The sequence below is a fragment of the Streptomyces sp. NPDC041108 genome (assembly GCF_055592645.1).
In genome coordinates this window covers 174,786-190,321 of record NZ_JBVIYK010000007.1, presented here as the reverse complement: position 1 = coordinate 190,321, position 15,536 = coordinate 174,786, and the positions used below count along the sequence as shown (strand labels likewise).

At 72.2% G+C, this 15,536-nt stretch carries 12 protein-coding genes; 8 read left to right on the top strand and 4 right to left on the bottom strand.

Translation table 11 applies throughout. The features are described 5' to 3' along the window. Positions 1–135: 135 nt before the first annotated feature. Both ACZ6BB_RS21500 and ACZ6BB_RS21495 read left to right on the top strand, forming a co-directional pair. Complete coding sequence (locus tag ACZ6BB_RS21500) at positions 136–1,254, top strand: PrpF domain-containing protein (RefSeq protein ID WP_471616748.1); 1,119 nt, start codon at positions 136–138, stop codon at positions 1,252–1,254. A gap of 106 nt (positions 1,255–1,360) precedes the next feature. After that, complete coding sequence (locus ACZ6BB_RS21495; RefSeq protein ID WP_471616747.1) at positions 1,361–2,614, top strand: SLC13 family permease; 1,254 nt, start codon at positions 1,361–1,363, stop codon at positions 2,612–2,614. Between the two features lie 95 nt (positions 2,615–2,709). Here ACZ6BB_RS21495 and ACZ6BB_RS21490 read toward each other — a convergent pair whose 3' ends face one another. Both ACZ6BB_RS21490 and ACZ6BB_RS21485 read right to left on the bottom strand, forming a co-directional pair. Next, positions 2,710–5,718 carry an aminotransferase gene (locus ACZ6BB_RS21490; protein ID WP_471616746.1) on the bottom strand — a complete coding sequence of 1,003 codons (3,009 nt, stop codon included), beginning with the start codon at positions 5,716–5,718 and terminating at the stop codon, positions 2,710–2,712. Between the two features lie 50 nt (positions 5,719–5,768). Next, positions 5,769–6,209, bottom strand: coding sequence for an Lrp/AsnC family transcriptional regulator (locus ACZ6BB_RS21485; protein ID WP_471616745.1), 441 nt, complete (start codon positions 6,207–6,209; stop codon positions 5,769–5,771). A gap of 384 nt (positions 6,210–6,593) precedes the next feature. Between ACZ6BB_RS21485 and ACZ6BB_RS21480 the strand changes: the two genes are divergently transcribed. The 6 genes from ACZ6BB_RS21480 to ACZ6BB_RS21455 all read left to right on the top strand — a co-directional run bounded on the left by ACZ6BB_RS21480 (position 6,594) and on the right by ACZ6BB_RS21455 (position 14,731). Beyond that, complete coding sequence (locus ACZ6BB_RS21480; protein ID WP_471616744.1) at positions 6,594–7,211, top strand: TetR/AcrR family transcriptional regulator; 618 nt, start codon at positions 6,594–6,596, stop codon at positions 7,209–7,211. A gap of 696 nt (positions 7,212–7,907) precedes the next feature. Further along, positions 7,908–9,488 carry an ABC transporter substrate-binding protein gene (locus ACZ6BB_RS21475; protein ID WP_471616743.1) on the top strand — a complete coding sequence of 527 codons (1,581 nt, stop codon included), beginning with the start codon at positions 7,908–7,910 and terminating at the stop codon, positions 9,486–9,488. 123 nt (positions 9,489–9,611) lie between these two features. Next, positions 9,612–11,039, top strand: coding sequence for an amidase (locus ACZ6BB_RS21470; RefSeq protein WP_471616742.1), 1,428 nt, complete (start codon positions 9,612–9,614; stop codon positions 11,037–11,039). Continuing rightward, entirely contained in the window at positions 11,036–12,067 is a 1,032-nt protein-coding gene (locus tag ACZ6BB_RS21465) for an ABC transporter permease (RefSeq protein ID WP_471616741.1), read from the top strand. Before ACZ6BB_RS21470 ends, ACZ6BB_RS21465 begins: the two co-directional genes overlap by 4 nt. Next, positions 12,057–13,907: an ATP-binding cassette domain-containing protein gene (locus tag ACZ6BB_RS21460; protein WP_471616740.1), complete on the top strand. Its 1,851-nt coding sequence runs from the start codon at positions 12,057–12,059 to the stop codon at positions 13,905–13,907. The genes ACZ6BB_RS21465 and ACZ6BB_RS21460 overlap by 11 nt, the downstream gene beginning before the upstream one ends. Beyond that, complete coding sequence (locus ACZ6BB_RS21455) at positions 13,907–14,731, top strand: ABC transporter ATP-binding protein (protein ID WP_471616739.1); 825 nt, start codon at positions 13,907–13,909, stop codon at positions 14,729–14,731. Before ACZ6BB_RS21460 ends, ACZ6BB_RS21455 begins: the two co-directional genes overlap by 1 nt. A gap of 94 nt (positions 14,732–14,825) precedes the next feature. Here ACZ6BB_RS21455 and ACZ6BB_RS21450 read toward each other — a convergent pair whose 3' ends face one another. Next, on the bottom strand, positions 14,826–15,197 hold the full coding sequence (locus ACZ6BB_RS21450) for a hypothetical protein (protein WP_471616738.1): 372 nt from the start codon (positions 15,195–15,197) through the stop codon (positions 14,826–14,828). A gap of 50 nt (positions 15,198–15,247) precedes the next feature. Continuing rightward, positions 15,248–15,457, bottom strand: coding sequence for a hypothetical protein (locus ACZ6BB_RS21445; RefSeq protein WP_471617023.1), 210 nt, complete (start codon positions 15,455–15,457; stop codon positions 15,248–15,250). Positions 15,458–15,536: the final 79 nt, after the last annotated feature.

Below are 15,536 nucleotides of genomic sequence, written 5' to 3'. Positions count from 1 at the left end.
CTGCGATTGTTCCCAAGTCGTGGCTCTGCGAAGGTCTCCGCAGCCACCGAGCGGTTCACCGGTCCCCACCCTGCGGCCGTGACGGCTCGTCGGCCCTTCCGCCTCCCCTCCGCTGCCCCAGAAAGAGCCTCAGACGTGCACATTCCCGCGACCCTGGTACGTGGCGGCACGAGCAAGTGCTGGCTGTTCAACCAGGTCGATGTCCCCGCCGACCGCGGCCACCTCGAAAGGCTGCTGGTCGCCGCGTACGGCGCCACCGATCCCGTGGAACTGGACGGGGTGGGCGGGGCGACCCCCACCACCTCCAAGGCGGCCGTGGTCAGCGCCTCCTCCCGGCCCGATACCGACGTCGACTACCTGTTCGCCCAGGTCGGCATCGGGACGGGCTCGGTGGAGTGGACGAGCAACTGTGGCAACTGCGCCACCGGCGTCGCCCTGTACGCGGTGAGCAAAGGGCTGGTGCCGGTCACCGGCGACCTGACCCGCGTGGTGATGCGCAACATCAACACCGGCGCCGTCCTCGAAGGAACCGTGGACACCCGCGGAGGAGTGGTGCACCACTTCGGCCGCCAGACGGTACCGGGCACCCGCGCCGGCGGGGTCGCGGTCGGCCTCACCTTCCGCGACCCCGCCGGCACCGCCGCCTTACTGCTGCCCACCGGCCGGGCCGCCCAGGACCTGCGGGTCGGCGCCGCGGAGCCGGTACGCGTGAGCATGGTGACGGCGGGAGCGCCGGTCGTCCTCGTCGAAGCCGCCGGAGCCGGACGTACGGGCGCCGAGTCACTGGAGCGGATCAGCGCGGACGTCCCGTGGCTGCGCACCGTCCGTCACGCCGCCGCGCCCCTGATGGGGCTGGTCCGGCCGGGAGAGGAACCGGGTGACGCGGTGCCCAAGGTCGGCTTCGTCGGCCCACCGGTCCCGTACGTCACCACCCTCGGCGAACCGGTCGCCGCCGAGGACCACGACGTGTCGGTGCGCATGCTCAGCATGAACGCCCCGCACCCCGCGATCGGCCTGACCTCCGCCGTCGCCGTCGCGGCTGCCGGACTGGTGCAGGGCTCCGTGGTCTCCCGGATCACGGGCGGCCCGACCGACGAATGGCTGCGACTGGGCACGCCCGCCGGTGTCGTCGCGGTCCGCTGCACCGATGTACGGGACGGCCTGCCGCACCGGGTCACCGTGCAGCGCGCGGCCCGGCTGCTAGCCGACGCCCGCATCTACGTACCGGAAGCCGACAGCACGCAAGCCGCCTGATCCGCGACGAACATCACCTCGGCCGGGCCGGTTCTGTGCCGTCCGCACCGGGATGACCTCGCGCCCTCGGGGCGCGCCACCCGTCCCCACCGCACCAAGGACAAAGATGTCTGCTGAAGTGATCTCCATAGGCGCCCTGCTGGTGATGTTCGTGGTCGGCACCGTACTGCCGATCAATCTGGGCATCCTGGCCTTCGTCGCCACCTTCGCCGTCGGCACCGCCTCGCTCGGCCTCACCGAGGACGAGATCTTCGAGGGGTTCCCGGCCAAGCTCTTCGTCACCATCGTCGGCGTCACCTATCTGTTCTCCGTCGCCCGCCGCAACGGCACCATCGACTGGCTGGTGGCGGCCGGGGTGAGACTCGTCCGCGGCAAGGTCGAACTCATCCCCTGGGTGCTGTTCCTGGTGGCCGCACTGCTGACGGCCTTCGGCACGTTCACCCCGGCCGCCGTCGCGATCCTCGCGCCGATCGGCATGAACTTCGCCTACCGCTACAAGCTCAACCCGCTGGTCGTCGGCATGATGGTGATCAGCGGCGGGCACGCGGGGGCGTTCTCCCCCCTGGCCGTCTCCGGTGCGCTGGTGCTCGGCCTCGTCGACAAGACCGATCTGCAGGTCTCCGCCGTGGCGCTGTTCAGCGCCAGCTTCGTGATCAACCTGGTGCTCTCGATCCTCACCTACGCCCTGCTCGCCAAGCGTCCAGCCCCGCTGGCCGAGGATGCCGTGGAGATGACCGACGACGAGGACCTCACCGTCTCCGGCAGGCCGGACTGGCGGCAGTGGCTCACCCTCGGCTGCCTGGTGGCGCTGGTCGTCGGCGCGCTCGGCTTCCACCTGGAGATCGGCTTCCTGGCCCTGGCGGCCGGCGCGCTGCTGGCCCTGGTGGACATGAAGCGGCAGGAGAAGGCCGTGGACGGCGTCAGCTGGTCCACCCTGCTCCTGGTCGCGGGCATGATGACGTACATCGCGATGCTGGAGAAGGCCGGCATCATCGAGAAGATCTCCGAACACGCCGCCGATCTGGGCGCCCCGCTCGCCGTCGCCCTGCTGCTGTGCTTCACCGTGGCCATCACCTCGGCCTTCGCCTCTTCCACCGCGATCCTCACGGCGATCATCCCCATCGCCGTACCGCTGCTGCTCTCCAGCCACCTCAGTGCCGCCGGACTGATCGCCGCGCTCGCCGTCTCCACGACGATCGTCGACACCTCTCCCTTCTCGACCAACGGGGCGCTGGTCCTCAGCAACGCCCGCGGGGTGGACGGCCGGCGCTTCTACCGCCAGGTCATCGGCTACACCGGCGGAATCGTCGCCCTCGGCCCCATCGTCGCCTGGGGTGCCCTGGTCCTGCCCTGGTCATAGAGACAGAAGAGGTGGGCGGCGGGCCCGCGCCGATGAGCGGGCCCGCCGCCCGGCCGGATGCCGGCACGGGGGCTACGAGGCGGGAGAGCCCGGTGTCAGTGGGAGTGGCCGAGTTGGGTGAGGGCCAGGTCGAGCATGTCGGCGAAGAAGTCGGCCGCGGCGGTGTCGAGGCACAGCGGTGGCTTGATCTTGAGGATGTTGAGGTGGTCCCCGGTGGGCTGGACGATCACGCCGAGGTCGAGCATACGGTCGCAGAGTTCGGCGGTGTCCTCCGTGGCGGGTTCCAGGCCGGTGCGGTCCCGGACCAGTTCGAGGCCGAGGTAGAGGCCCGAGCCGTGGACGGCGCCGATGATGCCGTGCCGGTCGGCCAGTGCCTGGAGCCGGCCCTTCAGACGACCGCCGACGCGCGCCGCGTTGCCCTGGAGGTCCTCGTCGCGCAGGGTGTCCAGCACGGTGAGGCCCACGACGCTGGAGACGGGGCTGCCGCCGGTGGACGAGAAGAAGTAGCCCTGGTCGCGGTACCGGTCCGCGACCTCCCGGGACGTGATGACGGCGCCGAGGGGGTGTCCGTTGCCCATGGCCTTGGCGACACAGACGATGTCGGGGACGACCCGCTGCTGCTCGAAGCCCCAGAACCAGTGTCCCAGGCGGCCGTATCCGACCTGGACCTCGTCGGCGACGGCCAGGCCGCCGTGGCGTCGTACGGCCGCGTACACCTGGGCGAGATAGCCGTCGGGAAGGGCGACTCCTCCGGCGTTGCCGTAGAAGGTCTCGCCGATGAACGCTCCCGGCGGCCGGCCGGTGGAGGCGAGTTCGTCGATCACCGCGACGGCCTCGGGCGCGTAACGCACGGCGTCCGCCCCGCGGTGGCGGCCGCGGTACGAGTTGGGCGAGTCCACGGTGTGCACCCAGCTCGGGCGGGTGGCCAGGGCGTTGGGGTTGTCCTGGAGCGAGGTGGAGACCGCGTCGGAGGCGTACGTCCAGCCGTGGTAGGCCTCGCGCAGCGCGACGACGTCGTGCCGGCCGGAGGAGCCCATGGCAAGGCGCAGGCCCAGATCCACCGCCTCCGAACCGGAGTTGACGAGGAACACCGTGTCCAGGGGGTCGGGGAGAAGGGCGGCGAGGCGCTCGGTGAACTCCACCACGGAGGCGTAGTGGAAGCGCGAGTTGGTGTTGAGCCGCCGCAACTGCCGTGAGACCGCCTCCTCGACGCGAGGGTGGGCGTGGCCCAAGGGGGTGACGTTGTTGACGATGTCGAGGTACGACCGGCCGTCGGTGGAGAGCAGGTGGTGGCGCCAACCACGTTCGATGCGCGGGGGGTTGGCGTAGTAGTGCTCCTGCACGGTGGCGAACGCGGCGTCACGCCGGCCGAGCAGGTCCCTCTCGTACGTACGGTCGCGGGTGGTGGCCGGAAGGCCGAGGAGCGGGGCGGGGTCTGCGGTGAGCGCGAGCCAGCCTGCCGCGTACTCCGGGCGGACCAGATGGGGCACGGCTGGGCCGTCGGTGTCGCGCAGCGCGATGTGGACGCAGGAGCCTGAGCCGAGCCGGGCGACGCCGTCGCCCGCCCGCACCGTCGCACCTGTGGTGACCAGCGGCTGGAGCGCGTCGGGGAAGACCAGTGACAGGGTCCGTGGGCCGTAGGTGAGTTCCACGCGGCCCGGCACCGCGGTGAGGACCCTCCCGGGGGCGGGTGCCTGGACCACGGTGTCCCGGCCGAGCCGGAGGTCCACTCCTGTGGGCACCGTGGCGGGGGAGACCGCCGACAGCGCAGAGGTCCGAGTGAGCCGCGCGTCGGCGTACCGGGTGGCCACGGCGGCCGCGCCGGCGGCGAGTGCGGAGGTCACCAGCCGGTCCTCGGCGTCGGCGTCCGTCCAGGCTCCGTGATCCATGGAAACGGCGTCGGTCGACAGGTCGAGGAGGGTGATGTCCGCGGGGGCGAGGTCCCGCAGGAGGGGGCGTCCCGGCGTCCCGGCCTCGGTGGCACGGGCGGTGCGGGCGGTGCGGGTGGTGCGGGTGGTCCGGGCCGGCGTGCCGGCCGTGCCGGTCGCGTCCTTGACGAGGCGGATCATCACGGGCAGGGGCAGCGAGGTGGCCTGCTCGAAGATGCGCCATTCGTGGTCGAGCGCGCCCGTGGCGTAGGCGTTGTCCTCGTCGACGGCGGCCTGGTGGTGGCCACTTGCCACCAGCACGGCGGCGCGCAGGACCACGATCGGCCACACCGCCTCGGCTTCCTCGGCGGAGAGCGGCCGAACGGCGTGGAAGGCGCGGACGGCCGGCAGCACGTGGTGCGGCTCGACACCGTCGTGGTGGAGTATCGAGGACACCGACACGGCGAGTTCGCCGACCGCCCAACTCGTGGTCACGTCACCGAAGTCGATGACCCCGTCCGGCACGGGCGGGCGGCTGCCGGGACGGCGGATCAGGTTGTCGTCGGTGAGGTCCAGGTGCACGGCCTGCGACGGCAGCGAGGCGGCGAGCCCCTGGACATGGGCCCAGGCTTCGGCGGTCGCCGTCCGGACGGCGGTGCGCCGCTCGGGCTCGCCGATGTGCCCGGCGAGTCTGGCGACGACGCGGTCGGCGTGCCGCGGGTCCCACTGGAGTACGCGATCGAGGCCCGGGTGCCGGAAGTCGCGCAGGGCGGAGCTGACCTTTCCGGCGATCGTGCCCATGCCCGCCACGGTGCCGGGGGACAGGTGCCGGGGTCCCGACAGTGTGCCGCCGGGCAGGTGGCGCAGCAGACGTGCGACGGCCGGACCGTTCTCGGTGTCCACCGTCGTGAGCCGCGGGGAGCCGTCCGGGCCGCGCAGGACCGTGGCGATCCGCAGTTCCGGGCAGGTCCGGGCGATCAGGTCGGCCGCCGCGTCCTGGGCCTCGATCTCCACCGTTCCGAAGGCGGGGTTGGCGATCTTCAGAACCGCCGTGGGCGTCCCGTCGGCGGCGTGCAGCAGGAAGTTGGCGTCCTGCTGGCTGCCCAGTGCCTGCGCGCGAGCGGTGATGCCGAGGTGCTCGGCGGTGATGAGTTCGGCTTCGGCCGCTGTGGTGCGGGGCGCGGGGAGGGCGTCCTCGGTGAAGAAGTCGATGGTGCGGTACTCGTCGGGCAGCATGCGGGTTCCTCGGCTGGTGTGGGCGAACAGGGCTCGGACGCTCGTCTGCCTCAGTCGACGTGCCACAGGAAGCGGTGCGTGTGAATCGCGAAGTAGGGGAAGTTCTCCACGGACGTGACACCCTCGACGGGCCGGACGACGTCGTTGACGAAGTCCAGGAGATCCCGGGGCTGAGGGCACACCACCTCCACGAACAGGTCGAAGCCACCCGCCGTCAGGACCGTGTACACGACCTCGTCGTGCCGGGACAGTTCATCGGCGACCGCCCGGGGGTCGCCGTCGATGCGCAGGCCCAGCAGCGCCATCGTCTGCTGGCCCATGGTCATCGGGTCGGTCACGCCGACGACCTGGACGGCGTGGCTGTCGATCAGCCGCTGCAGCCGGTGCCTCGCGGCCGAGGGTGACAACCCCACCTTCGGCCCCAGATCGGCGTACGGGATCCGGCCGTCGACCTGCAGTTCCCGCAGGATGGCGCGGTCGATGTCGTCCATGGGACACCCTTCCTCCCTGCGCGTGACCCGGCAGGCATGGTGCTTGTTTCAAGCACCATGGCGGATTTACTCGCTCGATTCAAGTGTGCGAGCGATGGAATCGAGCGAGTGCTGAGTTCGCTGTCTGCATCGGCTGCCCCCTGCTCGGCCGGTGACCGGAGGGAGCGGTCCGGGGCCGTGGCCGCCCCGGTGACCGAGCCCTGGGCGTTCCCTTCGACATCAGTCGCTTAGGCTGGCTTCTCGTCGCCGGTGAGGAGACGCAGGTTCACAGGTTGCGGCGGCGTGAGCGCTCGCCGTCCGTCCGAGGGAGGCGTTCGCGTGGCAGTTGCTGGGGGGCGGTCGCCGAAGCGGCTCCAGCGGGGGACCCTTTCCCAGGGACTCATCGTGGACACCGCGCTGCGGATCCTCGACGAGAACGGGCCGGACGCGCTCACCTTCCAGCGGCTGGGCAAGGAGCTGTCCTCCTCCGCGACCGCGGTCTACCGGTACTTCGCCAGCCGCGACCACATCATGGTCGGCGTGGCGGACGAGCTGGACAGGATCTCCCTGGAGGGGTACGAGCCGCACGAGTCGTGGACCGAGTCGCTGCGGGACCTGGCGACCCGGGCCTGGGACACCGCGCTGGACCACCCGGCAGCCGCCGCGCTCTGCATGGGCAGAGTCACCCGGGGCGTCCACGAACTGCGTGCCGTCGACGCCGTCCTGGAGGCGTTCCACCGCGGCGGCTGGCGCGGCCGGGCGGCCGTCCTGCACTACCAGGCGTTCTCGAACTTCCTGCTCTCCGTCGCCAGCAACAACGCCTGGCGGCTCGTGAACCAGCGGTTCGGCACCGAGGTGAACTGGGTGCAGGAGTACCAGCCGGCCAATCCTGACGAGTACCCCTATGCCGAGGCGGCGAAGGAGTATCTGCGCAGCATCGACATGACCGACGTCTTCCACCGGCAGACGGACCTCCTCCTCGCCGCCCTGGAGGCAGAGGCGGCGACGCTCCCGCGCGACTGACGCCCGGCGTTCTCGCGTGGCGGATGCGGCTCCCACCGGGGGTGGATGCGGTTCCCGCCGCGTGACCGGCGCGTGACGCTCCCGGGGGCGGCCGGTGCGGGTCGCTTCCGCGCGACTGACGCGCGAAGCCCCCCCCGCCTGGCGGACGCGTGGCGTTGCCGTGCGACTGGCCTACGTCGCTCCCGTGTGACGTGGGCGCGGTGTTCTCGCGTGGTGGACGGGGCCGTCAGCGGGGGCTGGGCCCGCGGCGTTCTCGCGGGGTGGATGCGGTCCCTGCCGGGCGGCCGACGCGCGATGCTCCCGCTTGGCGGATGCGGTCCCTCTCGCGTGGCTCACACGCGACGCTTCCCGGCAGCCGGCGCGGGTCCCTCCCGCGCGAAAGAGCGGCCACGCCCACACGCCAAGGGCGCGGGTCGCCCCCGCGTGTGCTGACACGCGTCACTCTTCGGCGGTGTCGACCGGCGGCGCCCGCGCCGCCGGAACCAGCGGCAGCACCGGCCCGCGCAAAGATAGTTAACGGTATTGACTACGCCGTTCACTTGGCTGCATCCTCTCCACACCGAGTGCTCCACGGCTCGCTTCCCAGCGGCGTCCACCGAGCGCCGCGCGCACCGCCTCCACCCCGAACTGCTCGCGCTCGTCCCGCCCGATCCCGTGCGACCTGCGCAGAGCGCGACTCCCTCTCCAGGAGCACCCATGCGCCAGACCCGTACCCGCGCGGTCCCCGTGACCGCTGCCGTCGCCATGACGGCCGTACTCGCCGGCTGTACCACCACGGGATCGACGTCCGGAGACGCGAGCGGCGGCGACGCCGCCACGACGACGAAGATCCGCACGACGATCGATGTGCCGGCCGGCTTCGACCCGGCCAAGGCCCTGTCCCTGCCGGACTACCAGCTCGCCCGGAACAGTTACGACACCCTCGTGCGCAAGGACGACGGCGGGCTGGTGGGCGGGCTCGCCACCAAGTGGACGAGCACCCCCACCTCCGCCACGTTCACCCTCCGCGCCGACGCGACCTGTGCCGACGGAACACCGATCACGCCGGCGGTCGTCAAGGCATCCCTCGACCGCTACGTCGACCCGAAGACGGCTGCGCCCGATCTCCCCACGGTCTTCGGCCCCGGCAACACGGTGAAGGTGACCGCCGACGACGCGGCGCGCACCGTGAAGATCACGCTTGCCAGGCCGTGGGGCGACATGGTCACCGGTCTGTCGGTCGCGAGCACGGGCATCATCTGCCCGGCGGGACTCAAGGACCTGAAGGCGCTCGCCGCCGGCAAGGCCAAGGGCTCCCAGTCCGGCCCGTACGTCCTCGCCAAGTCCCAGTCCGGCGTCTCGTACTCCTACACGCTGCGGCCCGAGTACAAGGCATGGCCGGCCTGGCGCACGAAGATCCCCGGCAAGGTCGCCACGACGACGGAGTACCTGGTCTCGCCCGACCCGACCGCGACGGGCAACCTCGTCACGAGCGGCCAGCTCGACATCGGCAAGATCGACGCCTCCGGCATCCCACGCTTCGACGGCGTGGACGGCCGCAGCGTGAGCGTCAGCCGGTTCTCCGACTTCTACCTGCTCTTCAACGAACGCCCCGGCACGGTCTTCGCGGACGTCGCCACCCGCCGGGCCGTCGCCCAGGCCGTGGACCGCGCGGCCTTCACCAAGGTCGTCTCCAAGGACACGGGCGAGCCGTCGACGATGTTCGTGCAGAAGGGCATCCCCTGCAACGACCCCGCCACCTCCTTCCTCGTACCGAAGGACAAGGCCGCGGCGGCCGGCGTGCTCAAGGGCAAGAAGATCCGCCTCGTCGGCCCCCAGGTCGTCGGGCCGGCCGGCGCCGGGAACCAGTACATCCAGGAGGCGCTGCGGGCCGCGGGCGCGGACGTCACCCTCGCCAACGTCGACGTCGGAGCCTGGGTCGGGACCGTGTTCGGCAAGCCCGACGCCTGGGACCTCACCGTCTTCGCCGACCTCAACTTCCTCGGCAGCCTCGCCAACCCGCTCGCCCACTTCGTCGGCCCGACCGTGCCCGACGGCGGCGGCAACCTCGGCGCGGTGAAGAACCCCGCGTTGGACAAGGCCTTCGCCCAGGGCACCGAGGCGAAGACCGCCAAGGCTCGCTGCGCCGCCTACCAGAAGGCCGCCAAGGCCGTGATCTCGCAGGTGGACGCGGTGCCGCTGGTCAACGACCCGTTCATCTACGCACTGCGCAAGGGATTCAGCGCACGGATGCTCGGCGGCTCGCTCGACGACCCCATCCTGCGCATCACCGGCTGACGGTCTCCGCCCGCACGGCGCAGACCCCTGCCGCCGGACCCCACGGCGTCCGGCACGGCCAGTCCCGCGCCGCCGCGGAGCCCCGCACCGCGACCCTCGCACCCATCCGACAGGAGTCCCCTGGTGATCGACCCCTTCAGTACCGCCCAGCAGATCGCCGACCTCGTGCGCACCAAAGAGGTCAGCCCCGTGGAGGTCGCCGAGACCTACCTCGACCGCATCGAGCGGATCAACCCCGCCGTCAACGCCGTCGTCTGGCTCGACACCGACGCCGTGCGCGCGGCGGCCGTCCGGGCGGAGCGGGCGGTGCTGCGCGGCGACCGGCTCGGCCCGCTGCACGGCGTCCCCGTCCCCATCAAGGACCTCAGCTCCGTCGCGGGACAACCCAACACGATGTCCTCACTGGCGATCCGCGACACCCCGCAGACGGTCACGGACCCCGACGTCCAACTCCTCCTCGACGCCGGCGCGATCCCCCTCGGCCGGACGAACTCGCCGGAGTTCGGCGCGCTGACCGTCTCCGAGAACGCCCGGCACGGCAAGACGCGCAACCCGTGGAACCCGGCGCACACCTCCGGCGGGTCCAGCGGCGGCGCGTCGGCGGCCGTCGCGGCCGGGCTCGCCCCGGTGGCGCACGCCGGCGACGGCGGCGGCTCGATCCGGGTCCCGGCGTCCGTCACCGGCCTCGTCGGCCTCAAGCCGAGCCGGGGACGCGTGCCCGCACTGGTGCGGGGCTGGGAACACTCGACGACCGAAGGCGCGATCACCCGGACCGTGCACGACGCGGCCCTCATGCTCGACGTCATGGGCCGCGCCGACCGGCTCGCCTGGTACAGCGCACCCGAACCGGTCCGCCCGTACATCGAGGAGATCGGCGCCGATCCCGGGCGGCTGCGGATCGGCCTGCTCCTCGACGCACCGACCGGGCTGCCGGTCGACGACGAGTGCCGCACGGCGGCGCTGACGGCCGCGCAGGCCCTGCGCGACCTGGGACACGACGTCGTCGAGGCCCGCCCGAGGATGTTCTCGTACGAGGCGATCATGGGCTTCACCTGGACCATCATCAGCGCCTCCACCTACGCCATCGAGGTCGACGACCCGGACGCGGTGGACCCCTACATCCGGCGCCGCCGCGAGACCGCCCTGGAGGTCAGCGCGGGCGACTACGCCCGGACGGCGGCGCGCCTGCAGGCCGAGTCGCGCGACGTGGTCGCCCAGTGGGGCAGGGACTTCGACGTTCTCCTCACCCCGACCACGGCGGTCGTGGCGCCTCCGGTCGGCCCCGTGTACGACGAGGCGAACTCCGACCCGGACGGCCCGCGGGCCACCGAGACCCGGATGGTCTCGTTCACCGCGTTCGTCAACATCGCCGGGCTGCCCGCCATCTCCCTGCCCGTCCACACGACCGCCGACGGACTGCCGGTCGGCGCACAACTCATCGGCGCGCCCTACGACGAGGCCACGCTGCTGCGCCTGTCGGCCCAGCTCGAACCCCGGTTCCGCTGGCACGAGCGGCACCCGGACGACGCGGCACTCGCGGCGGCGCTGTGAGCGCCGGGTCCGCGGCCCCGGCAGGGCCGCTGCCGGCCGCGCCCGTCCGCCGTGCTCCCCGGCTGCGGCTGCGCGGTGGCTGGGCCGGGTTCGCCGTCCGCCGGGCGGGCGGGCTGCTGATGTCCATGCTGCTGCTCGTCCTCGTGACGTTCCTCATCGTGCCGCTGCTGCCCGGGGACCCAGCCCGCGCGATCGCCGGCACCAGCTCGTCCCCGGCCACGCTCGCGGCGATACGCGAACGACTGGGCCTCGACGAGCCGTTGGCGACGCGGTTCGTCCACTACCTCGGCGACATCGCCTCCGGACGGCTCGGCACCTCGTTCCGGTTCGACACCCCGGTCGCGGACATCATCGCCACCCGGCTGCCGTACACCGTCCAGCTCGTCATCCCGGCCGTCCTGCTCTCCCTGCTCATCGCCGTCCCGCTGGGCATGACCGTCGGCGTCCTCACCCGTGACGGACGCCGCCGCCGGCTCGGCGTCGGATTCGGCACGCTCGCCGGGCTCCTCGCGTCGGCGCCGGTCTACGTCGTCGCGACCCTCCTCATCGTCCTGTTCTCGATCAGTCTCGGGCTGCTGCCGTCCGGTGGTGCCACCACACCGAGCGCGCTCGTCCTCCCGATCGCCGCGCTCTGTGTCGGCCCGGCCTTCGCCATCGCCCGGGTCGTCCGGCAGGAGACGGCCTCGGTGCTCGCACAGGACTACATGAGGACCGCCCGCGGCCACCGTCTGGGATCCGTACGCCTCCACCTTCGCCACGCGCTGCCCAACCTCGTGACGAGCGTCCTCACCCTGAGCGGTCTCGTCCTCACGTCCCTGCTCGGCGGAACGATCATCCTGGAGAACGTCTTCACCTATCCGGGGCTCGGCACCGAGGTCGTCCAGGCGATCATCTACAAGGACTATCCGGTGATCCAGGGCATCATCCTCGTCGTCGGCATGCTGGCCCTGCTCGTCAACCTCCTCGTCGACGTCGTCCTCGGCATCGTCGACCCCCGCACCCTCGAGGGAGGTCGTCGTGGCCACTGAAACGACCGTGCGCCGATGGCGCCGCAACCCGTCGCTGCTGGCCGGCGCCGTGATCCTCGGACTGCTCCTCGTCGTCGCCCTCGTGGCCCCACTGCTGCTGAGCGGCTCCGCCGAGACGCTCACCGGCGACACCCGGCTCGGACCCGGCGCCGGGCATCTCCTCGGCACCGACGCCTTCGGCCGTGACGTCCTCGCCCGGGCGCTCGTCGCGACCCGGCTCACCCTGCTCATGGCCGCCGCGGCCACCGCCGTCTCGTTCGTCGTCGGCGTCGGGATCGGCGCGCTGGTCCACCTCGCCCCCGGGTGGCTGCGCGAGACCTGTCTGCGGCTCATCGACTCGGCGGTGGCCTTCCCCTCGCTGGTGCTCGCCCTCGTCATCGCGGCGGTGCTCGGGCCGGGCACGGTGTCCGCGATCGTCGCGATCGCCGTCGCCGGCGTCCCCGGCTTCGCCCGCCTGACGGCGAATCTCGCTGCCACCGTCGCGGACAAGGACTACGTCCTCACCGCCCGCCTGCTCGGCGTTCCCGGCCTGCGCATCCTGGGCCGGCACGTCCTGCCGAACATCAGCGGGCCGCTGCTGGTGCTCCTCAGTTCCAGCTTCACCCTGTCCCTGCTCGACATCAGCAGCCTGTCCTTCGTCGGCCTCGGTGTGCAGAACCCGCAGTACGACTGGGGCCGGCTGCTCAACGAGGCGCTGCCGTCGATCTTCGCCCAGCCGTCGCTGGTCCTCGCCCCGTCGATCATGCTCATCGTCACCGGTGTGGGCGCCATGCTCCTCGGAGACGGCGTGGCCTCACTCGTCGACCCGCGCACCCGCGGCACGGCGCCCGCACCGGCCAGGTCGGCGGACGGGGCCGGGCAGGCCGTCCCGGCACGGAAGGGCGGGACACAGGTGCCGGCGTCGGTCTCGGACGGTGCGGGGGCAGCGGCCGATCCGGATCCGGACGGCCTGCTCACCGTCGCCGGGCTGACCGTGCGGGCCGGCGACCGGACCCTCGTCGACGACGTGTCGTTCACCATCGGGGCCGGCCAGATCGTCGGCCTCGTGGGGGAGTCGGGCTCGGGCAAGTCCACCATCGCCATGGCGGTCGCCGGGCTGCTCCCCGAGGGCGTGCGGGCGAACGCCGCACGCCTGGCCCTCGACGACCTCGACCTCCTCGCCGCCCCGCCGGAGCGACGTCTCGCCACCGAGATCGGCATCGTCTACCAGGACCCGATCGGCACGTTCAACCCCGCACTCAGGCTCGGCACCCAGCTCACCGAGGTGACCCGGGTCCACCTGGGGACACCCCGGCGTCAGGCGGCACAGGACATGGTCCGTGCCCTGGCCGACATCCGCGTCACCGAGCCGGAGCGGCGGCTGCGCCAGCACCCGCACGAACTGAGCGGCGGCATGCTCCAACGCGCCTCGATCGCCTCCGCGACGACGACGAACCCGCGCCTGCTCATCGCCGACGAGCCGACGACGGCCCTCGACGTCACCGTCCAGGCGGAGGTGCTGCGCCAGTTCCGGCGCATCAACCGCGAGCACGGCACGGCGATGCTGTTCATCTCGCACGACATCGGCGTGGTCGGCGTGCTCTGCGACACGGTTCTGGTGCTCCACGGCGGCCGGGTCGTCGACCGGACGACGGGCGCCGACCTGCGCCGGGGGACCGTCACCCATCCGTACACCCGCGCACTGCTCGCGGCGACCCCCGCAGCGGTCGAGGCCGGTGGAACCCTCAGCGCGGTCCGGTGGACGGCCGACGCCCACGCGGCACCGCCGGGCGGGGCGCCGGCGGACGACCTTTCCGACACCGCCGCGGACCGTTCCCCGGCCGCGGAAGGGAGCCACTGATGTCCGCCACCGCCAACCCACCGGAGCCGCGGGCGGCCACCCCGCTGCTGCGCGTCGAGGACCTCACCGTCGAGCTGGGCCACGGCGTCGCGGCCCGCAGGGTGCTCAGGTCGGTCTCCTTCGACATCCCCCGGGGCAGCACCCTCGCCCTCGTCGGGGAGTCCGGATCGGGCAAGACGACGCTCGCGCGGACACTCGTCGGCGTGCACAGACCGTCCGGCGGCCGGATCCTCGTGGACGGCGCCCCGCTGCGCCTCGCGCGCGGACGGGCGGGGGCGGCGACGGTCCAGATGATCCCGCAGGACCCGTACTCCTCGTTCGACCCGCGGCGCACCGTCGCGCAGTCCCTCGCCGAGGCACTCGATCCCGTCCGGGCCAGGGTCGGGCCGGCCCGGACCCGGATCGCCGAGCTGCTCGGCCAGGTGAGCCTGGACCCCGACAGCATGGACCGCTACCCGCACGAGTTCTCCGGCGGCCAGCGGCAGCGGCTGGCGATCGCACGGGCCCTCGCGCCGGGTCCCCGGTTCGTCATCGCCGACGAGATCACCTCGGCCCTCGACCTGACGACCCAGGCCGAGATCCTCAACCTGCTCGCCGACCTGCGCCGCCGGCTCTCGCTGACGATGCTGTTCATCTCGCACGACCTGGCCGTGGTCCGGCACGTGAGCGACTCCGTCGCGGTCCTGCTGCACGGGGACCTCGTCGAACTCGGCCCGACCGGGGCCACTTTCGCCGAGCCGAGCCACCCGTACACCGCGCAACTCCTCGCGTCCGTACCGGGCGACCCGAGGTTCCGTCTCGACGAGGAACCCGCCACGGCGTGAACCACGCGACGCGGCACGCCCTTTCGGGCCGCCGACCGGCTCGCGCCGGCGGCGGGCCGAGCCGCGCGACCCGGATGGGGCGAGCCGTGTGCGGTCACGCCAGGAGCATGCGGGTTCCGGTCACGGCCAGGAACGTACAGGCGAGAGTGAAGAGGCCCTGGACGACGCAGGTGATCGGCATCCGGAGCAGGGCGTGCGTGACCGCGCTGGTCGCGCCCACGGCCGGGATGCCCCAGAGGATGAGCCACGTCAGGACTGGGACGCCGTCGGAGTCCGTGGCCGAGGAGGGCGGCGAGGCCATGATGCTGTAGCCGAGCATCATGAGCAGGTACCCGGCGACCACGACGATCACGGTGTCCACGATCAGGAACAGCAGGGCGACCGCGATGTCGAGGAGCCAGGAGGGGCGTTCGCGGTCCCGAGACGACACCGGGGTGTCCTGGTCGTCCTGGGGTGGTGAGGCCATGTGTCGACTGCACCACGGAATGGTCCGTTCGACTCCCCGCGGGCCGTCAGTTAGTGGTCGTTGGAGAGGATGTCCAACTCGGGTGCCCAGCGCCAGTGGTCCAGCGAGTCGAAGGTGCGCAGCACCATGAAGTTGGTCGTGGCGCCTTCTGCTGGAGCGGGGAGTACGAGGAGACGTCGGCCTTTCCTGGAGGCGGCGATGCCGGGGCCGGCCTTGAGGTAGAGCTGCTCGGCCTCGGGGGTGCCGAGGAACTCCGCCATCCGCCACCCCACCGACCGCCGGGCCCGCCGACCGGAGATCGGCGTGCCCGGCGGTCGGTGGCCCGTGACGGGCGAGTCG